20 protein-coding genes are annotated in these 23,329 nt (G+C 50.8%); 7 read left to right on the top strand and 13 right to left on the bottom strand.

Features of this window, described 5'->3' with window-relative positions:
- Nucleotides 1-152: 152 nt before the first annotated feature.
- A complete protein-coding gene (locus DXA74_RS16330) occupies nucleotides 153-767 on the bottom strand; it encodes a cyclophilin-like fold protein (RefSeq protein WP_158576045.1) in 615 nt (204 codons plus the stop codon).
- Nucleotides 768-988: 221 nt separating this feature from the next.
- Between DXA74_RS16330 and ftsH the strand changes: the two genes are divergently transcribed.
- The gene (gene ftsH, locus DXA74_RS08535; protein WP_118526628.1) at nucleotides 989-2,845 is read left to right on the top strand and encodes an ATP-dependent zinc metalloprotease FtsH; all 1,857 of its coding nucleotides are present in this window, start codon (nucleotides 989-991) and stop codon (nucleotides 2,843-2,845) included.
- A 201-nt stretch (nucleotides 2,846-3,046) separates the two neighbouring features.
- On the opposite strand, the gene DXA74_RS08530 is transcribed toward ftsH, so the two are convergent.
- Nucleotides 3,047-4,354 (bottom strand): cytidylate kinase family protein, encoded by a 1,308-nt coding sequence (locus tag DXA74_RS08530; RefSeq protein ID WP_118526626.1) that lies wholly within the window; start codon nucleotides 4,352-4,354, stop codon nucleotides 3,047-3,049.
- Nucleotides 4,355-4,477: 123 nt separating this feature from the next.
- Here DXA74_RS08530 and DXA74_RS08525 point away from each other — a divergent pair, with 123 nt between their 5' ends.
- From DXA74_RS08525 to DXA74_RS08515, 3 genes are read left to right on the top strand one after another with little or no spacing between them, the layout of a single operon-like run.
- Nucleotides 4,478-5,428, top strand: a complete 951-nt coding sequence (locus DXA74_RS08525) for a helix-turn-helix domain-containing protein (RefSeq protein WP_147401061.1) — start codon at nucleotides 4,478-4,480, stop codon at nucleotides 5,426-5,428.
- Between the two features lie 10 nt (nucleotides 5,429-5,438).
- Complete coding sequence (locus DXA74_RS08520) at nucleotides 5,439-7,661, top strand: ATP-dependent RecD-like DNA helicase (protein WP_118526622.1); 2,223 nt, start codon at nucleotides 5,439-5,441, stop codon at nucleotides 7,659-7,661.
- A complete protein-coding gene (locus DXA74_RS08515; RefSeq protein WP_118526620.1) occupies nucleotides 7,658-8,188 on the top strand; it encodes a hypothetical protein in 531 nt (176 codons plus the stop codon). Before DXA74_RS08520 ends, DXA74_RS08515 begins: the two co-directional genes overlap by 4 nt.
- A 35-nt stretch (nucleotides 8,189-8,223) precedes the next feature.
- On the opposite strand, the gene DXA74_RS08510 is transcribed toward DXA74_RS08515, so the two are convergent.
- From DXA74_RS08510 to DXA74_RS08490, 5 genes are all read right to left on the bottom strand, one after another.
- Nucleotides 8,224-8,973, bottom strand: a complete 750-nt coding sequence (locus DXA74_RS08510) for a class I SAM-dependent methyltransferase (protein WP_118526618.1) — start codon at nucleotides 8,971-8,973, stop codon at nucleotides 8,224-8,226.
- Nucleotides 8,974-8,996: 23 nt separating this feature from the next.
- Entirely contained in the window at nucleotides 8,997-10,397 is a 1,401-nt protein-coding gene (gene hemG, locus DXA74_RS08505; protein ID WP_118526616.1) for a protoporphyrinogen oxidase, read from the bottom strand.
- Between the two features lie 31 nt (nucleotides 10,398-10,428).
- On the bottom strand, nucleotides 10,429-11,811 hold the full coding sequence (gene hemN / locus DXA74_RS08500; RefSeq protein ID WP_370448492.1) for an oxygen-independent coproporphyrinogen III oxidase: 1,383 nt from the start codon (nucleotides 11,809-11,811) through the stop codon (nucleotides 10,429-10,431).
- A 35-nt stretch (nucleotides 11,812-11,846) separates the two neighbouring features.
- Entirely contained in the window at nucleotides 11,847-13,079 is a 1,233-nt protein-coding gene (locus tag DXA74_RS08495) for an MFS transporter (protein WP_118526614.1), read from the bottom strand.
- A gap of 72 nt (nucleotides 13,080-13,151) precedes the next feature.
- Nucleotides 13,152-15,296 (bottom strand): TonB-dependent receptor, encoded by a 2,145-nt coding sequence (locus tag DXA74_RS08490; protein WP_118526638.1) that lies wholly within the window; start codon nucleotides 15,294-15,296, stop codon nucleotides 13,152-13,154.
- A gap of 323 nt (nucleotides 15,297-15,619) precedes the next feature.
- Between DXA74_RS08490 and DXA74_RS08485 the strand changes: the two genes are divergently transcribed.
- A complete protein-coding gene (locus DXA74_RS08485; RefSeq protein WP_118526612.1) occupies nucleotides 15,620-17,107 on the top strand; it encodes a PepSY domain-containing protein in 1,488 nt (495 codons plus the stop codon).
- On the opposite strand, the gene DXA74_RS08480 is transcribed toward DXA74_RS08485, so the two are convergent.
- The 5 genes from DXA74_RS08480 to DXA74_RS08460 all read right to left on the bottom strand — a co-directional run bounded on the left by DXA74_RS08480 (nucleotide 17,017) and on the right by DXA74_RS08460 (nucleotide 20,434).
- Nucleotides 17,017-18,348, bottom strand: a complete 1,332-nt coding sequence (locus DXA74_RS08480; protein ID WP_118526610.1) for an acyloxyacyl hydrolase — start codon at nucleotides 18,346-18,348, stop codon at nucleotides 17,017-17,019. The genes DXA74_RS08485 and DXA74_RS08480 overlap by 91 nt on opposite strands.
- 38 nt (nucleotides 18,349-18,386) lie before the next feature.
- Nucleotides 18,387-18,755: a DUF4252 domain-containing protein gene (locus DXA74_RS08475; RefSeq protein WP_255420801.1), complete on the bottom strand. Its 369-nt coding sequence runs from the start codon at nucleotides 18,753-18,755 to the stop codon at nucleotides 18,387-18,389.
- An 89-nt stretch (nucleotides 18,756-18,844) separates the two neighbouring features.
- Nucleotides 18,845-19,363, bottom strand: coding sequence for a hypothetical protein (locus DXA74_RS08470; RefSeq protein WP_147401060.1), 519 nt, complete (start codon nucleotides 19,361-19,363; stop codon nucleotides 18,845-18,847).
- Nucleotides 19,360-19,866, bottom strand: coding sequence for an RNA polymerase sigma factor (locus DXA74_RS08465; protein ID WP_118526604.1), 507 nt, complete (start codon nucleotides 19,864-19,866; stop codon nucleotides 19,360-19,362). The genes DXA74_RS08470 and DXA74_RS08465 overlap by 4 nt, the downstream gene beginning before the upstream one ends.
- The gene (locus DXA74_RS08460) at nucleotides 19,841-20,434 is read right to left on the bottom strand and encodes a DUF4252 domain-containing protein (protein WP_147401059.1); all 594 of its coding nucleotides are present in this window, start codon (nucleotides 20,432-20,434) and stop codon (nucleotides 19,841-19,843) included. Before DXA74_RS08460 ends, DXA74_RS08465 begins: the two co-directional genes overlap by 26 nt.
- A gap of 68 nt (nucleotides 20,435-20,502) precedes the next feature.
- Between DXA74_RS08460 and DXA74_RS08455 the strand changes: the two genes are divergently transcribed.
- Both DXA74_RS08455 and DXA74_RS08445 read left to right on the top strand, forming a co-directional pair.
- A complete protein-coding gene (locus DXA74_RS08455; protein ID WP_147401058.1) occupies nucleotides 20,503-21,414 on the top strand; it encodes a hypothetical protein in 912 nt (303 codons plus the stop codon).
- 740 nt (nucleotides 21,415-22,154) lie between these two features.
- Nucleotides 22,155-22,889, top strand: a complete 735-nt coding sequence (locus tag DXA74_RS08445; RefSeq protein WP_118526596.1) for a YitT family protein — start codon at nucleotides 22,155-22,157, stop codon at nucleotides 22,887-22,889.
- Nucleotides 22,890-23,054: 165 nt separating this feature from the next.
- On the opposite strand, the gene DXA74_RS08440 is transcribed toward DXA74_RS08445, so the two are convergent.
- Nucleotides 23,055-23,321, bottom strand: coding sequence for a hypothetical protein (locus DXA74_RS08440; RefSeq protein WP_118526594.1), 267 nt, complete (start codon nucleotides 23,319-23,321; stop codon nucleotides 23,055-23,057).
- Nucleotides 23,322-23,329 lie beyond the last annotated feature (8 nt).

Here is a 23,329-nt window from a genome sequence, read left to right as displayed (position 1 = left end):
TTAAAAAAAATATTTTATAATAGTGTTGCGGAATTAAGGTTTCATAAAAAAAGCAAGGTCCTGCTCCTTCCCATCGGAGCGGGAAGACATCAGGACCTTGCAGGGGGACTTTAACAGTAGCAAAGACAAGACATGAATTTTTGGGCAAAGTTCTATTTGACAGAGAGGTGTACTGTTACGTCCCCTTTTCCGCCCAGCAGTTCCAGTACTTCCTGACGGGTAGAGACACCGTCCAGTCGTCCCAGACGCGTAAAGTTCCAGGAATTCGTATCATAATAGATCACGAAAGAGTCTCCCAGATAGAGAATCAGATCACCCGGACGTGTAGTTGTCTGCCGGTCGTTGCGGGGCAGGGAAGTACCCAGAGAACCCACTTTCTCCATGTTTCCGTAATCACTCATCCGTATGTTCAGATCTCCTTTCTCAAGCAGCTGGCGCAGGGCTTCTGCCGAGGAGTTCTCTTCTAAAGTCGCCGTAAAGGATTTGCCGTTTACGGTCAGTTTGATTTTGTTCTTCTCCATAAATTCTCTTTTTTCATCGTCGTCTTCTTCGGGTTGGTTTTCACTAGGAATGCTGTCATTGGGTGCCGGGTTTTCGGGGATGCTGTCCTCCGGAGTTGTTCCTTCGTCGTCCGGCACATCCGTTGAGTCATTTCCGGTCTGTTCTTCCTGAGTGGGAGGAGGCACCGGCTCGTCCTCTGCAGGGCTGCATGCCGGCAGCGAGGTGCAGGCCATGAGAATGAGTAAAAAGATTGCAGTTTTTTTCATAAGCATTGTCTGTTAGTTGTTGATGTCATAAACCGTTCTTTCTGATGCGGCAAACATATCGAAAAAACGGAAATGCGGCGATACCCCGATTACGGTTTTTGTTACCATTTTGTGGGTATCTGGAATATGAGACATTTGGCACACTTTTCATTCCTTTTTGACGACCGCTTCTTTGGGGCGAATTGTTATTTTTGTTCCGATTCTCAAATAATGAATAAGGTATGAAGAAAGAGAGACGAAATGTAAGGAAGACAAATCCTTATTACGGTTTTTTACTGGGCATTCTGATTGTTTTGTTTTTAAACGGTATGGTGTTTCCCAGATTCGGAAAAGGGCGCATCGTCACCACGGACTATGGCAACTTCATCAGTCTGGTGGACAGTGGCCGGGTGAAGGATGTCATGATCAAGAGCAATCAGATATTCTTTACTGCATTGGCCGAAAACGGCGAGGTCCGCACCTACCAGACAGGCGAGATTAACGACCCGAAACTGGTGGATCGTCTGCTGGAAGCCAAGAGCCCGAATGCCGACGGAAAGATAGCTTTCAATGAGATTGTGCCTCAGGAAAATTCCCCCATTCTTAATTTTCTGCTGATGTGGGTATTGCCGGGACTTATTTTTTATCTGATCTGGAGACAGGCCAGCAAAAGCATTCAGAACCGTCTCGGCTCGGGAGGAAATTTCATGTCGTTCGGCAACAGCGGGGCCAAAATCTATGCCGATGCCGATGTGAAGACCACCTTTGCCGATGTGGCCGGGCAGGACGAAGCCAAGGATACGCTCCGTGAGATTGTGGATTTTCTGCATAATCCCAGGAAATATACCGAGATTGGTGCCTCGCTTCCCAAGGGCGCTCTGCTGGTGGGCCCTCCGGGAACGGGAAAGACCTTGATAGCCCGTGCCGTGGCCGGTGAGGCCAAAGTGCCGTTTTTTGCCATATCCGGTTCGGAGTTTGTCCAGATGTTTGTCGGAATGGGAGCGGCCAAGGTGCGCGACCTGTTCAAGCAGGCCAATGAAAAGGCCCCCTGCATTATTTTTATTGATGAGATTGATGCCATCGGAAAGAAGCGCGACAACGGCTTCTCGGGGAATGATGAGCGCGAACAGACCTTGAACCAGCTGTTGACGGAGATGGATGGTTTTGACGGCCGCAAGGGTGTTGTGATTCTGGCTGCCACCAACCGGCCGGAGACACTGGACAAGGCCCTGTTGCGCCCCGGACGCTTTGACCGGCGCATCCAGATGGAACTGCCCGATCTGGAAGGCCGGAAGGCCATCCTGCGTGTGCACCTCACTCATGTGAAACACGAGGAAATAGATCTGGATATTGTGGCCAGAGCCACTGCCGGTTCTTCGGGAGCCGAGCTGGCCAATATGGTGAATGAGGCTGCCTTGCGTGCGGTGCGTCTGGGGCGCACGCAGGTAACTACTGCCGATCTGGAGGAAAGCGTGGAGACGGTGATTGCCGGAGCCCAGAAGAAGAACAAGGTGATTTCTGCAGACGAGAAAAAGATTGTGGCCTATCACGAAATCGGTCATGCTCTGGTAGCTGCCTTGCAGACCAACTCCGCGCCCGTGCACAAGATTACCATCATACCGCGTACTTCGGGCGCGTTGGGCTACACCATGCAGGTGGACGAAGGCGAACAGCTGCTGATGAACCGCGATACGTTGTTCAACCGGATTGTGACCTTCACCGGAGGACGTGCGGCCGAAGAGGTGGTGCTGCACACCGTGACTACCGGAGCGTCCAACGATATCGAACAGGCTACACGTCTGGCACGGGCCATGATTACCCGCTACGGCATGAGCGACCGCTATGATATGATGGGACTGGAAACTGTGAACAATGCCTATCTGGGTGGCGACACCTCGCTGACCTGTTCGGGAGAAACGGCTGCGGACATCGACCGCGAAGTGTTGCGTCTGATTCAGGAAGCCCATCAGAAAGCCCGTGACCTGATTTCCTCCCATCTGGAGGTGATGCATCAGGCTGCCGCCTATCTGATGGAGCGGGAGACCATCACCGGAGAAGAGTTTATGCGGATTCTGCGTCAGGCTCAGGCTTCGCAGTAAGCCCGTTACCGATTAAAAAATCAAGCCCTTCAAAAGTTTCGGAAACCGAACTTCTGAAGGGCTTTCCTGTTGATATAAACCCTATGGAAAAATCATTTTGATGAAATTCAAAAATCATCCCAATCAAAATGCAGAATCATCTTGATAATTTTTTTTCGAGCTGCCGGAGGACATTTTTTACTTCCGGCATGGCCGATCGTTTCATGAGGCAACAGGCTCCTGCATCCGTGCCCAGATTCCTTTGACCAAAGCGCATGCCGTTTCCAGTCCGATGCTTCCGGTGTTCAGCATCAGGTGGTAGTGATGCGGCTCACCCCATCGCTCGCCGGTATAATATTCATAATGATGGATGCGGTTTCGGTTTACGCTGCGGATTTCCTTCTCGGCGTTTTCCGGTTTCAGACCGTATTCCTTGGTGCAGCGCTCCACGGCACTGGCCACATCCGAGTAGCAGAAAATCTTGATGACCTTCGGATAGTCTTTCAGAATGTAGTCGGCACAGCGGCCCACGATGATGCAGGATTCCCGTTCTGCAATTTCCTGAATGATTCTGCTTTCGGCCACAAACAGCACATCGTCCGAAGAAAGACTGGCTTCGAGCGGCTGCTCGCTGTTTTTCGAAAGGATACATTTCAGCCAGAAAGAGGGGATGGACTGTTCGTTGCGGACGATGTATTCCTCGTTCATGCCGCTGCGCTGGGCAGCCATACGGATCAGTTCCTTGTCGTAGAGCCTGATGCCCAGTTCCCGCGACAGCATTTCGCCCAGCAGATGACCGCCGCTGCCGTATTCGCGGGCAATGGTGATGACGGTATGCTGTGCTTCGGGCTTTTCCGTTCCGCCGCCTTGTGGCGTGGGAGCGGTAATCCAGCGGTCCAGAAAACGATAGTAGGGAGTGACGAAATGAACAATCGGACCGACAATCAGGGCCGAGATGACCGTTCCTTCGCGCACGCCGTAGATGCCCGACATGAAGAGCAGGGACAGCGCGCAGGCCAGGGCCACCAGAGTGATGTCAAAGCCCAGTTTTACATAGCCGAACTCGCCCTTGAAGCAACGGGTGATGACCTTTACGAAATATTCTCCGGCCATCATGGCTGCATTGGCCTTCACTTCCAGAGCGATGCCCACGGCCAGAATCACGCATCCTATGACCAGATCGGTAATCATGCTTACATATTCTGTGGGGTTGAGCCAGAAGAGCAGTTGCATGGACAGGTCGATGAACATGCCGAAGCAAAACGAAATGGGGATTTGCAGCAGATACATGCGCAAATCGTTCTTCAGCTCCTCACGTTGCATCAGCAGAGGCTCGATGAGTACAAACAGCAGGTTCAGCATGATGGTCCACTGTCCGATGGTGAAAGGAGTAAACATACTGAGCACGTAGGTGACACTGGTGATGGGCGACGTGCCCAGCGCTGCTTTGGTGATAAAGGCAATACCCAGTGCGTTGACAAAAAGCGAAACGCAGAACAGCAGGTACCGCCGCAATAGAAATTTGCTCATAGTTTTTTTGCTATCTTTTAAAATCGTGCAAATTTCCGGCTATTTTCTGATTTTCGGTTCATAAAAGAACAACCTTTTTTGGTCGAAAACGAAACAAGCCTTAATTTTGTGGAAAACAAAAGTATGATTCCACATTTGACAGACCTGATGTCGGGCCGTCGGCCGGACGGTGCAGCGGGCAAAAACTATATTCGTCTGGAGGGAGACATTTCCGCTCATCCGGAAGTGCTGCTGGAGCAGGGCTTCTTTTTCCTGCTGGTTGTCCGTGGAGCAGCCCGGGCCGAGGACGTGTATCGCAGTTATGTGCTGAAGGCACAGACCTTGCTGGTTCTGACTCCCAGTGTGCAGGTTGTTCTGAAGGAGATGTCCGCCGATTTTGCCTTTACCGGCTTGTATCTGCGCCCGGCCTATTTTGACAGTCTGCCGGACGGACAGGCCCTTTACAATCAGCTGGCCGTTACTTTGGGGAGCCGTCGCACTCCGGTATGCCGGCTCGATGCGGCGGCTTCTGCCTATTTGCAGAATACGCTGTCGCTGTTTGCGCCGCGTCTGGCGGACATGCCTTTGTATCATGCGGGCATGGTGCGCCATCTTTGCAGTTTTCTGCTGCTGCAACTCACGGAACTGCTCTGCGGCATAAACCACGATACACCGGTATATGTCAGCCGCACGAACGAGATTTTCCGTCAGTTTAAGAAGTTGCTGGTGCAGCATTACAAGCAACAGCATGCCATTTCTTTCTATGCAGCACAGCTTCATATCTCGTCTACCTATCTGTCGCGTGTGGTCAAGCAGATTACCGGGCGCACGGTAGGCGACCATATTGCCGAACTGCTTTGTGCCGAGGCCCGCCGCATGCTGGAAAGTACGGACCGGGATGTGAAGGAAATCGCCGTGGCGCTGGGCTTTTCCGACCAGTCGGTTTTCGGTAAATTCTTTGTGCGGAAAGCCGGTCTGTCGCCACTCAAGTTCCGCATGCGCCGGGAGCTGGAGAAGGAAGTTTCTGTATCGCCGGTAGCAGCGGACGAAGAAAAAGTGCCCTCTGTTGGGCTTCATCAATTAGAAAAGAAATAAACAAGTAACCATGATAAAGATCCGTTGTGTCATAGAGCATATCACCTATCAGAATCCCGAGAACGGTTATTCGGTGATGAAAGCTCAGGTAAAGGGTTATCGCGAACCGGTAACTCTGGTAGGTACGTTGCTCGATGTGCCCGTGGGCAGTGTGCTGCTTTGCGAAGGCAACTGGAAGATGGACAAGAAATACGGCGGTCAGTTCATGGTGGAGAGCTGGGAGGAAGTGATGCCCGCCACCCTCTATGGTATCGAAAAATATTTGGGAAGCGGACTGGTGAAGGGCATCGGTCCGAAATACGCCCAGCTCATCGTGCGCCAGTTCGGACTGGATACGATAGAGGTGATCGAAACCGATATCGAACGTCTGTTGGAAGTGCCCGGCATCGGAGCCAAACGGGTGGAGAAAATCCGTGAGAGTTGGGAGCGGCAGAAAGAGATCAAAAACGTGATGCTCTTTCTGCAAGGTTATGGTGTGAGCACGGCATTTGCCGCCAAGATATTCCGGGCGTACGGCAAAGAGAGCATCAACCAGGTGAAGGACAATCCCTATCGCCTGGCAGACGACATCTGGGGCATCGGTTTCAAGACGGCCGATACCATTGCCGGAAAGATGGGGTATGAGAAAAACGATCTGCGCCGCTGCCGGAGCGGAATAGCCTATACGCTGAGTCAGCTGTCGAACGACGGACATGTGTATGCCGTAGAGGAACAGTTGGTCAAGACAGCCTGTTCGCTGCTCGAAGCAGAGGAGGAACCGGTGCGCCGTGCGCTGGCCGACATGATTGCGACCAAGGATGTGATTCTGGAGGACGAGGCTATCTATTTGCCTCCTTTCTATTATGCGGAATGCGGTACGGCCACCCGCTTGCGCACCCTTTTGTCTGACACGCGCAATCAGCAGGTGACCGGCTGTTTTGCTCCCGAAGAATTGAGCAAGCAGAGCGGCATTACCTATGATGAGGTGCAGTTGGCAGCCATCCGTCAGGCGCTGTCCTCCAAAGTGATGGTACTGACGGGAGGTCCCGGAACCGGAAAGACGACCACCACGCAAGGGATCATCGCCTCTTTGCGGTCGGCAGGACTCCGCATTCTGCTGGCGGCCCCTACCGGACGCGCGGCCAAGCGCATGACCGAGGCTACGGGCATGGAGGCCAAGACCATCCACCGCCTGCTGGAGTTCAACCCGATGGACGGATACAAACGCAATGAGGACAATCCGCTGGAAGGCGATGCGCTGATAGTGGACGAGTGTTCGATGATAGACATCATTCTGATGAACAGCCTGATGAAAGCGGTGCCCAATTCCATGCGTCTGGTGCTGGTGGGCGATATCGATCAGTTGCCCAGTGTGGGAGCCGGTAATGTGCTGCGCGACATCATTGAGTCGGAGAGTATTCCCGTGGTGCGGCTCACCCGCATTTTCCGTCAGGCACAGTCCAGCCGTATCGTGATGAATGCCCATGCCATTAACCGCGGACTTTATCCGAATGTCAGCAACGGAGCGGACAGCGACTTCTTTTTCATGCCGATGGAAGACCCGGAGCAGGTGGCGCAGACCATTGTGAGCCTGGTGCGCGACCGTCTGCCCAAGGCTTATCATCTGGACCGGAACAAGATTCAGGTGCTCACGCCCATGCAGCGAGGCCATGTGGGTGCCACCAATCTGAACATGCTTTTACAGGAGGCATTGAATCCTTCGAAAACGGCATTGAGCCGAGGCGGATACAGTTTCCGGCAGGGCGACCGTGTGATGCAGATACGCAACAACTACGACAAGGAAGTGTTCAACGGGGACTTGGGCTACGTGCAGGAGATTGATACGGACGACCGTACCCTGCTGGCGGATTTCGACGGAAAACTGGTGGAGTACGAATATTCGGAACTCGACGAACTGACGCTGGCTTATGCCACTACGATACATAAGTCGCAGGGATCGGAATATCCTATTGTGGTGATGCCGGTACTCATGTCGCACTATGTGATGCTGCAACGCAACCTGATTTATACGGGCATCACCCGCGCCAAGAAAATCTGTGTGCTGGTGGGCACGGCCAAGGCTTTGGCTTACGCTGTGCGCAATATGACGGTGCAGCAGCGCAACACCCGTCTGAAAGAACGCTTGAGCCTTGTGGCAACAGGTGGAGCCGCCAGCTATGTGCTCCCGCAGGATGACCTGATGCGTGCTGCCGAACCCGGTCTGTTTTCTGAAAACAATAAAGAAAAACGATGAAAGATATTCATATTTTGGAAAGAAGAATGTCCAAGGCCGAAGTGCTGGTATGGGTGCAGGACTTGCATCACGACGAGGCAGGAATTTCGGAACTTTGTGACCTTTTGTTTCGGGCAGACCATGCTCGGGTTTGTACGAATGTGGCCTGGATATTCAGTCATTTGAGTCAGGAGGACAAAACGCTGTATCTGTCCTCCCGCTATGAGGAACTTGTCGGTCTGGCTTTGTCGTCCGAAGTGCCGGTACGGTTGGGCTTGCTTCTTTCGTTGTTGCTGGATCTGTCTACAAAAGAGAACTTCCGGAGCGATTTGTTGGACTTCTGTCTGTGTCATCTGTCCGACCGGAACTATACGTCCGGCGACCGTTCCTATATGATTCATCTGGCAGCCCGCCTTTGCGGTTTCTATCCCGAATTGAAACAGGAACTGGAATTGTGTCTGGAATTCCTTGCCGAAGATCCGGCGCCTAGTGTCGGGGCTGCCCGTCAGCATGCGTTGGGAAAACTGAGGGTGTCCAAAAAGAAATGACCGTTTCGGCAGGTTAAGTCCGAAACGGTCTGTGGTTATGGTTTTTGTGCGATGTAGAAACCGTAGCTGTAATAATCCTTATACTTCTGATAGAATTCGACTTCCTGCAGATCAGTCGCTACGATTTTATGGGCCTTGTCACAGTTGCCAAATTCTTCGAGAAAGCGAGGATGGCTTTTCAGGAGCGGCTCATAATAGTTTTCCATCCAGCAGTTTTCAGGCAGCATGAAATGTCCCAAGACCTTGTAGCCCGCATCCTCCAGAACCTTTATTTTCCCCGAAGCGGTATCCATTTCGGGATATTCTCCGTTCCAGAACTCTTCCAACTCCTGAGGGCGCTGGCTGGTGGTCCATGAAATTTCGGAAACAGCCAGTAGGCCGCCGCTTTTTAGAAAGTCTTTCCAATAAGTCACTCCTTTCTGGAATCCCATATTATATACCGCTCCTTCCGACCAGATCAGATCCAGTGTTCCGGCCTTAAAAGGCAGCTGATCCATAGAGGCACAGATTGGGGTTACCGAGGCGGTTAGTGTCTGACTTTGCAGGCGTTCTTCCAGTTTGGTCAGGAATTCCGGAAACAAATCGACGGCCAGAATCTCTCCTTGAAGAGATTGGGCCAGAGTGAGGGTTTGGGCACCTGTTCCGCAACCGATGTCCGCGATTTTATAGGAGCGGTTCCGGTCTATTTGTGCCAGTTGCAAGGCCAGCAGGGTAGTGGCTTCGCTACCGGGACCTTGCCGTTCGTTGTTCAGATGCAGGTGCATCATCAATTCCATTTCATCCATATTCAGTTTTGCTTGTTCTTGATTTATACATTGATCGCCTGTGCGGTCAGATAAGCCTGATGGATGCGGTCGGCCATGCCGATGCCGCCGCAGAGATTTCCTTTCAGGTACAGACCGGGATACTGTCGTTCTATTTGTTCTATGGCAGCAAACCGTTCGCCGCTATTCGTTTCGTACTGTGGGATGGCTTGTGCGTGCTTGAAAAGGCGAAGCAGCTGCGGATCTTTCCGGATGCCCAGCATGCGGTGCATGTTTCTCAGGACCATCTCTTCCAGTTCGCGGTCGCTTCGTTGCACGTAATCCGGATGTCTGACTCCTCCCATAAAGACGGCCAGCGTGCTTCCGCCTTGTGGGGCTCTGTTCCCGAAGCAGGCCGACGGATTGAGAATACCCAGAATATCCTGTTGCTCACAGGAAGGTACCAGACCGCCGAATGCCTGAAAATGGGGCAACGCCTCCTCGGAGTAGCCCACTGCTGCCTGAACAATCGGAGCATAGAACAGATTGTTCACCCGGTTTAGTTGCTCTGTTTCTATGAAAGGCAGCATGTCGGGCAGACTGTAGCTGCCCACCGTAGTGATGACATATTTCGACTGAAGGGTGCAGAGCTCTCCGTTGTGTATGAATTCGGTACGCCATCTGGTCGTTTCCAGTCCATCCGTTCCTGGCTTTATCCGTATCTCTTTGGCTCCGGTAATGATATTTTGCTGAGAATCCTTACCGTTGATATGGTTGGTCAGAGCCTTTACCAATGCGCTGAGCCCGCCTTGGGCGGAAAAGACCTTGCGGGTGGCCAGACGGTCGCGCTCGGTTTTCGGTTCCTTGGCTTTGGCAATGCTTCCCTTGATGAAGCTGCCGTAGTTCTGCTCCAGATTATAGAGTTTGGGCAGGGCATAGCGGGTAACCAGGGTATTCGGGTTGCCGGCATAGACTCCCGAAAGGAAGGGATCTACGGCATAATCCACAAAAGACCGCCCGAGACGTCGTGCGGCCAGTTGCGCCACCGTTTCGTCCGGGTTGTTTCCCTTGCTGCGGAAGGGCTCGCCCAGAATGCGGAATTTGTCTTTCCAGGTAAACAGAGGGGTAAGAACCGCAGAAGGCAGGCTGGCGGGCAGGGCATGAAAACGGTTGCCTTTCCAGATGAGGCGTTTCTTTGCTTCCTCCCGGGCGGTGGTCAGTTCTACATCGCCGAGTACCTGAAACATTTCTACCACCTCGGGATAAGACAATACTCCGGTGTTGGGACCACTTTCAAATACAAATCCCCTTTCGGAGAAACTTTGTACTTGTCCTCCCGTGCGATCTTTCTCTTCGAGAACGACTACTTCCAGATTCTTTTGTTTCAGAAAAAAAGCGGTCGACAGTCCGGTCAGTCCGGCTCCGATAATGACCACTTGGGTCTGTCTGTTTTGTTGTGATGCCATCGTTTGCATATTGTTTTTGTAGAGGAGGTGGTTAAATCGGTTTGGAAAAACTCTTCGGGTTGTTTCGGGTCAGTTGATCAAAGGTCGAGGCCACATTTCTGACAAAAGCCTTACCGAGCGGCGTTACCTCCAGGCGGTTTTCCGAAAGACCGACCAGTCCGTCGCGGGCCATATCCTCTAGTTGTCCGGCATCATAGCCGCAAAGATATTTTATTTTCTCAATACTGAGTTGCAATTCGTCGGAAAGTTCCTGCCAGTCGATGAGGTTGTTGCACATCAGTGTATCAATCACCCGACGCACAATCTGCTCCTGTTCGTTTAGCTTGTAGCCTTTTATTACAGGCAGATTCCCCTGAGTCACCGCATCCAGATACACATCCAGGTCTTTGGTATTCTGCGCGTAGGCCGTAGACAACTGGCTGATGCCGGTCACTCCGAAGGCATATACCTGTCCTGTGGTGCGGCGGGTGCAATATCCCTGAAAGTTACGGTGCAGCGAATGGTCCTGTCGGGCCAGAGCAAGTTCATCATGCGCGCAGACAAAATGATCCATTCCAATCTGTAGATATCCGGCTTGAAGCAACAGTTCCTGTGCTGTGCGGAACAGCTCTTCTTTTAAAGACGCGTCGGGCAGGCCGGCTTTTTCCAGAATCAGTTGTCGCTTGTTTACCCACGGTACGTGAGCATAAGAAAAGGTAACCAACCGGTCGGGACGGATGTCGATAGCCTTTCGGATGGTGTCTTCGAAGGATGCCGGTGTCTGAAGAGGCAGACCATAGAGAAAATCCATATTGATACGGATTCCTCTTTCCCGGAGGAGAGACACAATGTCCGCTACAGGAAGGAGCGACGGCTTGCGGTTGACACACTTCAGCACCTCCGTCTGAAAATCCTGAATGCCGAGGCTCACCCGGTTGAAGCCGGCATCGGCCAGTCCTTGCCAATACGTTTCATCGAGCCAGCCCGGGTGACACTCTATGGCAATCTCCGGCTGTTCAATCTGAGGAAAATACTCCAGCAGATGTTGGTTGAGCTCTTTGAGTTTCTCAACGGGCAGAATGGTCGGGGTACCACCTCCGTAGTGAATCTGTGCGATTTTCCGATTGCGGTCAAGCAATGGCAGCACGAGATCCATTTCCCGGTGCAGACAGTCTACATAGCGGTCGATATATTCCGCCGAAGCCATCGGGTAGGCGTTACAGCCGCAATAGTGGCACAGACGGCGGCAAAACGGGATATGGAAATAGAAGGACAGAAGGGATGGCGACTGTGAATTCGATGCTACAATCTGTTCTCGATAATCGGCTGCGGTGAATTCCGGAGTGAAATAATTGGCCGGCGGATAACTGGTATATCTTGGTACGGGAATGTTGTATTTCTCGATCAGGGTTTGTGGAATATGGTTTTGGTTCATTGGTTTATATTTCTAGGAGTTTATCGTTAAATAGATCAGTCATTTCTTTTAAAGGCAAAGAATACAAATACGAAAGAGGTGAGCGCCACAATCAGTTCGAACAGGAACAGACCGTGATATCCGGCAGCATCGGCTATCTTTCCGCTGGCTATGGCCAGAAGGATGCCGCTCAGATGCGTCATGACGGTTTGCAGGGTGAAGTCGGTGCCTTCACGTCCTTGGCGAACCTGTTCCATGGCAGAAGTGTAGACCACGATGGTAGCTAGGCCGTAGCTTCCCCAAAGCAACATCACTCCGGCATGCAGGAGCGCGATGTTGGGTGTCAGGTACGACAGAAGATAGAAATAGCCCGTTGTGACTACAATCAGGAAGGCAAACAGGCGGCGTGCCCGAAACAGTCCGATGCGGCGCACAAGGAATCCTCCGGCAAAAGAAGCGGCAAAACCCGTGAATGTTCCGATGACTCCGCTCATGATACCGATGTCGTGCATGTTATATCCCAGGTCCACCAGATACGGTTTCAGCATGGCCAGCGTTCCGATGAGCCCGGCATAATACAGCAACAGGAAGACGATTTGTTTCCAGATGCCCTTTTGGGTAAAAAAGAAAATCAGGTCCATCTTGCGGGCTCGCGGCCGTTCCTGCTCGCTGTAAAACGCAATCTTGCGGTTCAGGAAGAGCGGCACCAAGGCAATCAGAACAAACAGTCCCAGAAAAGGAACAATCGTGTTCCATCCCCACATCTTGAACAAGATCAGCAACAGACCGCCACCCAGCAGACTGCCGCTGAAACTGCCCATGGATTGCATGCTGTTGATCATACTCTTGTCGTCCTTGCGGAAGGAAAGGACCGCCAGCGCATCTGTGGCAATATCTTGTGTGGCCGATGCCATAAAGGCCAGAATCAGAAAAACCATGATCGTTGGGAAATCGGCCTTGAAATCCAGAAAAGCCACGGCAAAGATCAGGCAGGCATAAAGCAGTTCCGAGGAGAAAATCCAGCGTTTGTAGTCATTCACGGTGCGGGTGTGCCGGTCCACAAGAGGCGACCACAGGAATTTCAGAATCCAGGGAAGCTTGATCAGCTGCAGCATACCGATGGCCGTGAGAGAGAATGCCTCCTGGCGCATCATCACGGGGATGACGGTGGAGAAGAAACTCATCGGCAGATTCTGTGCGATATACAGACAGAAGAATGTGGAGAGATTGCCGATGCGTCCCGATTGCTCCCCGGCATTGGGGGAAAGTTTTGAAGGAGTTGATGTCATGTTATGTGATTCAGTTTCGATGAATGATTTTATCAGATGAAAAGATTACCCAGACCAGTTGCTGCCGTCAGGTCAGAAGTTCAGTTGCACATCGGCCCCCACGGTAAACGGTTTGCCTTTCTGGGCCAGCTTTTTGTTTCCGCTTTCAAAGTAAAAGGCCACATAATCGGTTGCCGTGATATTGCGGGCCCAGGCACTGAGTGTCAGGATGCCTTTGCTGAGACTTACTTTGGCATTCAGCAATCCATAGAAAGGTTGCGACACGATGTTGTCCTCCTTCCAGTATATTCTGCCGTTGCCGTTGTAGTCTACATTTACGTTGAGGCGGTCAACTCCTTTAAAAGGATGAGGCAAAGTATAGTTGGCGGCTGCAGTGAAGGTATGCTCCGGCACGAAGGGCAGATGTTTTCTCCGGTAATCGGCCTCCCCTTTTTTATAGTCCAGAAACGTGGCATGCGTATATCCATAGTTTGTGGTCAGTGTCAGTCCCTTGCAGAGATTATACGTGATGCTCACTTCCGCTCCCTTACTTTGCGAGCGTCCGGCGTTGGTCAGCATGCTGCCTTTTCCCGAAGGGAGCGGTTGGGTGATCTGCTGGTTTCTCCAGTCGATGAAGAAAAGAGCCAGTTCGGCACTCATGCGGTTGTCGAAGAACGGATGCTTGGCTCCTATTTCATAGTTCCAGCTATACTCCGGTTTGAAGGAACGCTGTTCGGGCGATTCAAAGGAAGTATTGAATCCTCCGGTTTTATATCCTTTACTCACGGACGCATAAACGATGCCCGAAGAAGGGAAACTATATTGCAGGGCTACCTTGGGAATCAGTTGTCCAAAATGCAGCTTGCTGAGGAACGGTTCCAGAGGTGTCGTTTTTTCTCCCGTGCCATCGGTTTCTGTTCCGGTCCACTGGCGCATCCCTCCCGAATAATCCATACGCGCCCACTCCAGATCATAACGCAGACCTAGCGTCAGGCTCAGGCCTTTTAGTCCCAAATCCTGAAGTACGGACTGATGATAGAAGGCCAAACCCTGTGTCGGCAGTTCGTAATTCTTCTCACTGCGTTTCCGTTTGTTCAGATAATCGAGCCAGACACAGTTGTCAATCTGTTGCCAGAATGCGAAAACTCCGAAGAGCCAGCTGTATCGGGAGTGGCTGTTGGATTTGATGTTGAACTCCTCGGAAATCATGTTCTGGCTTTGCCACTGGCGTGCATAGTACAAGGCCTCGTCCGTAAAGTCCTGGTCAATTGCCTGCCGGTCGTTGAGATGCTGGAAGGAAGTCTGGCTGTTGATACTGTATGCTGCCGCCTGATAATTGACGGACACTCCGCTTGTAGACATCAGTCGGCGGTAACGTCCCGGGTCGTTGTAACTGACGTCAGCTATGCGTCCGTTTGCCGGATCATATACGGCATAAGGATAACCGCCCTGATTGATATAGTCCAGATTGGTGTTGTATCCGATCTGCATCTGTTCCGATGGGCGCCATTCCAGACGTATTCTGCCCGAGGCAGCATTCTGTTCATCGACACTTTTTCCCGTATAGTGGTTCTTGAAATATCCGTTCGTGTGGTGGTAATTGGCAGACACCGAGTATCCCAACCGGTTATTGATTTTGCCATAGTGTGCCGCATCGGCATCGATGCCCAGATAGCTTCCCATACCCGCACGAAGCATGGTGCCCTGATATTTCAGCGGCGAGCGCGTATAGACCTTTATCAGTCCGCCCATCGTGTTTCGGCCGTAAAGAGTGCCCTGCGGGCCGCGCAGAATCTCTATGCGGTCTATTTCCGACAGATTGAAGTCGAAAGCCGATTTCTCGAAGTAAGGCATATCGTCCACATACAGACCTACCGAAGGGGAATTGATTTTGGAGCCGATGCCGCGGATATATACCGGAGAGGTCAGTCTGGACCCGTAATCCGGTACGAAGAGGTTCGGCACGGCAGCACTGATATCCTTGATGTCGGTGATGTTTCTGTTTTTTATCATTCCGGCATTGAAGGTAGAGGTGGCAATAGGAGACAGGCTCAGGTCTTTTTCCTGCTTGAAAGGCATGACTACCAGTTCTTCCAGTCTGTGCCTGCGGTCTGTAGAGTCGTTTCTCTGACTCTCCGGAGCGGATAAGACCAGGCTGCCGGTATGGGCAGCCGCAACAGTTGTCGCACAGAGCAGGATATTTCCCAGTAATACTACAGTTTTGATGTTCTTTTGCATATAATTGTATTTAGTCTGATTTGCTGACATTCCTAGAATCCTTTGCCTCGTTCGTTCCCCAAACAGCCTCCGGATTAAAAAATCGAGTTGCAAAAATAGAAACGGGGAAATATCCGTGCAATCCTAATTTATGAGGATAAGCAGGAGGAAAAACCGTGCTGTTTGCCTGACCATACGGTTCGGCATCCTCACAAATGAGGATATTCCGTGAAAACATCTGTTAAAAGAAAAAGGGATGCTTGGTAAAGTGTCCTTGCCCGATATACTTTTGTGGAGAAATTAAATATGCTTTAAGAAACCGTTAAAAACAATAGATATACGAAATGAAACGGACAAAATGGAAGAAACATCATAAATGGTTCGGACTGATACTTTGTTTTTTTATGCTGATGTTCGGGGTGAGCGGCATCATTCTGAATCATCGTCGGGCAGTGGCCGACTGGCAGATAAGCCGCTCGTGGCTGCCCTCCGATTACCTGTATCAGAACTGGAACCGCGGACTCTTGCGCGGCACGTGCCCCTATATCGGTAGCGACTCCGTGAGGCATATCCTGATTTACGGAGCCAGTGGCATCTGGTTGTCTGATACGGACGGCGAATCGGTTACCGACTTTAATGCGGGACTGCCTGCGGGAGCCGATTATCGTCACGTGAAAGGAGTGGTGTGCCTGCCCGACGGTTCGCTATGGGCAGCAGGGCAGTTCGGGCTGTATCGTTATCAGGAGAGCGGCAAGCGCTGGCAATCCTGTACCCTGCCCATGCCGGAAGACGAGAAACTTTCTGACCTGACCTTTCGGGGAGATACCCTGATAGCCGTGGGACGTTCTTATTTATATCTTTCTTCGGCTCCCTATACATCCTTTCAGAAAATCCGTCTGGCGGCTCCGTCGGATTATGACGGACGGGTGTCTCTGTTCCGTCTGGTGTGGCTTTTGCACAGCGGCGAACTGTTCGGTCTGGGCGGCAAACTGGTGGTCGATGCCGTGGCGGTGCTTTTCATGATCCTTTGTTTAACGGGAGTGGTTTACTGGCTTCTGCCGAAGCATGTCCGTCGGCAGAAGCGGAAAGGGCGGAATCCGCGTGTTGCGCTCCGAATGCTGAAATACAGTCTGCATGTGCACGACCGTTTCGGGCGCTATACGTTTATCCTGCTGTTTCTGGTAGCGCTTACCGGCTGGTGCCTTCGTCCGCCGTTGCTTCTGGCACTGGTGTACGGGCGTGCTCCGATCGTGCCCTATACTTCTCTCGATGATGCCAACCCCTGGCAGGACAAGTTACGCATGCTCCGCTATGATGAGGCTTATGGCGACTGGCTGCTGTCCACCTCCGAGGGCATTTATTCCCTGTCCTCCTTATCAGCTGTTCCGCAAGTGCTGACGCATACGCCTCCCGTGAGCGTCATGGGGCTGAATGTCTGGCAGAAGGATGCTTCGGGCAACTGGCTGGTAGGTTCGTTCAGCGGCTTGTACTTGTGGAGCCGGCAGCAACATACTGCCTGGGACTATTTTACGGGCGAAAAGGCTCCCGAGACTGCAGGGCCTCCGTTCGGGAAGTATGCTGTTTCGGGATACAGTTCCGATTTTTCCGGCATACCTTTCCCCGTGGAATACAATCAGGGCACAGACCGTCTGTCCATGCCCTCGAAACTTTCCACCCTTCCCATGCCGCTGTGGAATGTGGCGCAGGAGATACACACCGGACGTATTTACACCTGTCTGGGTCAGGGCACCCTGTTCTTTATTTTCTTTGCCGGAGCCGGAGCACTCTGGTGTCTGCTCTCCGGTTTTGTGGTGCGCCGTCCGAAACGGTAACCGATACCCAGCATCAGATTGTTCGGGTCCTTGAAACGATACAGCTGATAGCCCACATGCAGGAAGAATCTTTGCGTGATGTCTGTTTTCAGAGCCAGAATCTGATAGAATGAATTCGTGTCGGCCCCTTTGCAGATCAGGTTCTTTCCGATACCGATGTTGATGGAAAATATCGGCATGACCAGTTCCGCACGGGCAGACAGTCCCACGCCGAACTGTTCGCGGAAAGGAGGTTTGTAGAATTTCGCTTCGAAGCCAGACGTCGCACCGTCGGGATTGGCAATGTGATCCACGATATTGGCGCTCTCGTCATATTGCACGTCCAGAGAGATTCCGGTGCGGAAATAGCGGTTCACCCGGTAGAGAGGCGTGAAGTTCAGTCCGCCCACGGCGAATACTCCCGGTGCGATGACCGGTGTGACTCCATCCGGAAAAACTCCTTTCTTGCGCACGGCTCCATAAACGACCACGTCATAAGTCATCCTCTGCCCGAAGCGTCCGTGGCAGTCCTCCTGCACCGGCAGATTCCGGGAATATTCTGAGAAGTTCTCCTTGCCGAAATCGTGACTGATTCCGATATAGGCGCCCGCCGTGTTGATACCCGCATTCGGGTAGCGTGTATTTCCGTTGGAGAAATGCGTGAAGCCCACGCCTGCCTTGAGATTTGTAGACGACGCCAGCTGCCAGTTGAGCAGAACGCCCAGGTTGATGTACGCATTTGCGTAAGAGCCTACGGCCGTGTTCCACGGATTCTTCACCGGATCATATTTTTTCCAGCCCAGCGACACCCCGAAATTCCACTCATAATCCAACGACAGTTTGGGGGTAAGTGAGGCGATGCGCGAGGTCTGAAAGACATAGACGGCCAGCGGATTTCCCATTTCCGACGGGTTGAAGAACGTATGATAGCCCACACCGATACCTTGCACGGTGTGCGGATAATTCCTTCCGAAATAGGAGTCCGGTGCAAAGCGGAAGCCGTATTTCAGATTAACGGCCAGGGCGGTGCGCGGCGGCAGAACCCCGCTTTGTCCTCTCAGATATTTGTTGGTGGGCAAAATATAGTCCGGCCGGAAATCAAAGGCAATATGATGACGTAGTTTGTGAGAGGTGCTGTCTGTTTGTTCGGTCTGAGCGGTTGGTTTGTGCTCCCGAATACAAAAGTCTGCCCGACAGGCGTTGCTGCTGGCAAACGCCTGCCGGGTGATCAATAGGACACCGGTGAGAATCAAACTTTTCATACGGTAGGTGCGTTTTTACGGATAAGAATCTTCAGAGTTTATGGCATGCGGTCCATGATGAGTTGAACTTCCTCGAGCGAGAAGTTGCCCTGCAGGAATATGATGGTGTACTCATCCGGGGAGTCGGAAGTCAGTATATAGTCATACATATTGCCCTGCTTTTTACTGGAAATGACAGAGGATTCTTTTCCTTCCTTGACGCGGACCAGTTCTTCATATCCCTTATTTTTATGGAGCGCGTTCATTTCCCGGCGCATGACGTTTATGGCAGAAGAGGTTGATGACGACAATATCTGCAGGTTTCTGATGCGTGAGATCAGTTCTTTCATGCTCTTGTCTTCATCCTCCATTCTGCTCATGAGCTGAAACATTTTGGGAGATATGTAAACGGACGTTACATGATCCATATCAGATATTTTCTTGAATACGTCATCCTGTCCCTGGACATGAGCTATGCCACATACGAGACATAATAACAGGATAAGAATACGATGTTTCATTTTTTCAGATTGTTTATTGAGTGTAACACTTCCTTTATTTGCCGGTTGGCCTTATTGGCTTTTTGCAGCTGGTCTTCGCTTTTTTCCATAACCTCGGCCAGTTGTTTTAAGGCGCGGCGTGTTTCGGCATAAGCCTGTTCGGGCGTCTCGCAGGTGTCGCGCATCTCCACATCCGTGTGTGGCCTTGTCTGATGGAACCCGATGCCGATGGCCAGAATCAGAGCTGCTGCCCATCCACTGATCCAGTACCATTTCCGGTGTTGTCCGGACGACACGGTCCGTCGGTTGCTTTCCCAGGCGTCGATCCGGCATTCCAGGCGCTGTTCCAGTGCCGCGGGAAGTGGAGCTTTTTCATCCTTCAGAGAAAGATATTGTTGAAACAGGGCACGGTCTGCCTGCAATTCATCCGGAACCTGCTCATCCTGGAAAAAAAGCATCAGTTGCTGTTCTTCTTCCAATGTAGTCTGCCCGTTGTAGAAGCGTTGTAGTAGCTGTTTTATATCATCCGTTTTCATATTTCCTTGATCCGTCGATTAAATTGTTCACGTATTTTCTTTCTGGCTTTTGACAAAGTGGCTCTGATGTTGATGGGGTTCAGTCCGGTGGCCCGGGAGATTTCCTCAAAGGAACATTCATTTACGTCGCGAAGCCAGATCACTTTCCGTTGCGTGTCGGGCAATTGGTTGATGAGTGTCCGCACGGTTTCCGCTTCAGTATGCTGTTCCAGCTCTTTCTGCAAGTTGGCGGAATGCTCTATGGCGTGACATTCCTGTATGCCTTCGTGCAGATGTTTTTTTCGGTTCCGGATCAGGTCCAGACACAGGTGGCGCACCAGAGTGATGCAGTAAGCTTCCGTGTTGTCGATCGCATCCAGCTCTTCTCGTTTGAGCCACAGTTTCAAAAAAGCCTCCTGAAGAATATCTTCCGCTTCCTGACTGTTGCGAAGAAAGGCATAAGCCGTTCGGTACATCATGACATGATGGGGCAGAAATTTATTCTTGAACTCGTTTGTCTCCATGTCCTAACGGCGTTACTTTAACACTGAGTCCGGAGATATCTTCCAATTTGAACTTTCCTTCTACCTGAATCAGACAATGTTCCTGACCGTCGGCCATTACCAGAACTACCTCTCGGATTGTATTTCTTTTTTCCTTAATCAGAACAGACATGTTTTCATTGTCTTCTTTGGTTTTGACATACGGGTCATAACCCTGTTGCTCCAGTTCTTTGGTCTTTTGCAGAAATCTCGCAACCTTTTTTCCGTCGCATTTATCTAAAGTAAGTATTCTGACTCTTTTAATATGCGGCATGAATTCATCGTCTCCGGAGAAGGCTGTTAGCATACGCATGGCAATCCTGGGAATATGGACATACTCTGCGTTTTCTATCTTCCTGAACTCCTTGAATATATCTTTTATACTCCCGGCAAAAGTGCTTTGAGCGAGAAAAAGCAGGCAGATCAGCGCGTATTTTTTCATAAATTCTGGCTTTAAAAGTGAAACATAAGTTTGAGTTTTCGGATCCGTTTTTATGTGAAAGACGCGGAAGCCGGAAATATGTTGCACCATTTTTCTTTGTTTTTTCAAAAATAGTGAGATTTTCCGTGAAAATGCTTATTTTAGCCGCGAATTATTTCCATAAAATCTTACTGCTTATGAAGAAACATTCCTTTCTGATGCGCCTGTTGCTGTTTTTCCTGGTGCTGGCAACAGGTTCTGTATCCCGTTTGTCGGCCGCCGAGAGCCCTGGCGATTCCCTTTTCAACGCAGCATATACAGATGTTCAGGTGCTGATTAACGAGATTGACCGTACCAGTCAGTATTACCATTACATTCCTGCGGTGGATCATTATCTGGATGCCGTGGCCGATGAAGGGGTCACCTCTTCAAAAGAAGTTGTCGCCAGGAGAATTGCCGCCCAGAATGTGCTGAAAGAGCAGCTTGCCGAGCTGTATGACAGACGGGTGGCCGCGCGGTCGGAATATGAGGAAGAGTACACGAAATATCTCACGGAAGGAGACTTTGACGCTCTGGAGGCCCTGGAAAAGAAATATAAGGGTCAGGTGGAAGGCTTTGACAGTGAAGAAGCGGATTTCCGTGTGGAGTACGACCATAAAGTGGCGAATGCCGCCGAGAATCTGGAAAGTCTGTATAAGAGTCTGACATTGGCGGTAGAGGAAATCAAGCTGGATGTGCTTGCCGCCGAACAAATCTATCTTAAATGTCTGGAGGCGGAAGAACTGCTGCTCAGAGCCACAGAGGCGCAGAAGAATTCTCAGGCCGGCAGAGAACTGCAGTCTGCCATCAACGAAGCCCGCGCGGCGTTGAATAAAGACACTTTCGAAGTGTCTGCTTTTGTCAAGATGCTGGAGGCGCTGTTGCAGTATATCGAATCCTTTACCCACGAAACCACAGGCGTAAACGCTCCGGTGCTTACGGAAACCCGTGCGGATGTCTATACCACGGGCGGTACCTTGCTGTTGCATTCCGTGACGAAAGCCGAAGCAGCCCGAAAACTTCCTGCGGGCCTGTATCTTTTCGGTGGTAAAAAGGTATGCTTGCCTTAGCCGCACGCTGGCGCTTGTCTGGACATTTTGACAGATTGTATATGTCGATGCTCTGAAACTCCGTATTTCGAACACAATATCCCGGCCTGCTGAGAAAATTAAAATCTCAGCAGGCTTTTTCTTTGTTCCGCTTTGTGAATCAGCAGGGTACTCCTTTTTTGTTACTCTTCTTCTATGCACAAAATGGGGGCTTCAGATTGCTTTCAAGGGGTGCACGGCAAGGGATTTCTGTTTTATCAGGACCGTTTCGGGCATTCATTTCGATGATTTTTCCTTTTCCTTTCGATGAAAGTCTGCTTCCTTTGAAGCTATATCCTCGTTTGTAGCGCCGTTTTTTCATATAAAATACTGCGATTTCTCTATTTTTATGCTGTTTCTCGGAATATTTATGCACCCAAAGATTCTGTTTTGCCGGTTGCGTAAGATCGGTGTAGACACCGGATTGGGGTTTTCTGTAGCATTTTGTCAGCAATGCTTTCGGGGAGCTTTCTTTTGTTCTTGCGCTTGTTTTTCGGTATTCGGACTGTCTGCACCAGATGTTTCGGCTCCATTTTATTCCCTCCAGTTTTTATGTTTTTTTCAAAAAGCCACAAGATTTTCGCATTTTTTGATTACTTTTGAGGGTATTTTTCGTAAAGTCTACAGGTTGGTTCTGAGCTCGTTTCTCGGTAGAAACCTGTGTCTTATCAGAAAACCTATAGATTTTATGTCGGATTGCATCGTATTTAAAACAAAATAAAATGACAAAAAAAGAGAAAGTAATATCATTCGTATGGCAGCATTTGCTGCTGCTTGTTTCTTTGTTTATCATGACCTTGGGCGTGGCTTTGTGTGTGAAGAGCATGTTGGGATCGAGTGTGATCAGCGTGTTGCCTTATGTCTTTCAGGAAGCGGGAGCCGACGGGATGGTGCCTGCACTGACAATCGGTCAGTACACCTATATCATGAATGCCATACTGGTTGTCGGTCAGGTTGGAGTGCTCCGCCGTAAGTTCGACCCGATTCAGCTGTTTCAGTTGTTGGTCGGTTTCGTCTTCGGCATGTTGTTAGACTTCAACATGTATCTGACTTCCTGGTTAGAGCCGACAGCCTTTTGGGAAAAAGCGCTTTCGCAGTTGGCCGGATGCACTGTTCTGGCTGCCGGAGTGGCGCTTGAGGTGCGGTGCGGCAGTGTCACGATGCCGGGCGAGGGATTCCCGGTGGCCGTGAGCCGTGTGCTGGGCATGGACTTTCCGAGAGTCAAGATTGCGGTAGACACCTCGCTGGTGTTGTTGGGAATCATTGCCTGCTATGCTTTCTTCGGGGCATGGCAGTGGCACATTATCGGCATAGGAACCCTGTTTGCCATGTATTATGTCGGTTTTGCCGTGCGCATCATCGGCCACCATCTGAGCTGGTTTGACCGTTTGCTCAAGTATCAGCCGGGATTCCGGAGATACCTTTACGGATTGGCCAAATACATTTATAGAAAATAACACGATTCAATAAAAGGCGCTGTCAAGAGTGCGCTCTTCAAGTCTTCTGAGATTTCCCATGTCTCGGAAGACTTTTTTTATTGGGAAAAACACAGAATTCGGCACCTGCTTTTGGGTACTCCTTTTGATGAGTTACCTTTTCCGACGGATAACACGATACCCGTTTTAAGTATCGGGAGCCGCTGTAGGGGCTTCTTTCTTCTTCTGAAAGGTGGCTCCACGCTTTTCCGGCTGGCGCCAGAGAAAGAAATTCGGCAAGATTTTTCTCCACTTATCCGTTGGGAATCCAAGAGGCTGTTTCTGTTTCTTCGGAAAAACTTTCAGATTGCTTGGTTTTCCGCATGAGGATTTACATTCTGAAACTACTTGAACAAACGGCTTTATCATCCTTGTTTTCAGGTAGATAAAATCACGGTTTTTGAGTATTGTCATCCCTTCTT

The organism is Bacteroides sp. OF04-15BH, assembly GCF_003477995.1.
Classification (GTDB): domain Bacteria; phylum Bacteroidota; class Bacteroidia; order Bacteroidales; family Bacteroidaceae; genus Paraprevotella.
This window is presented reverse-complemented; position numbering and strand designations above follow the sequence as displayed.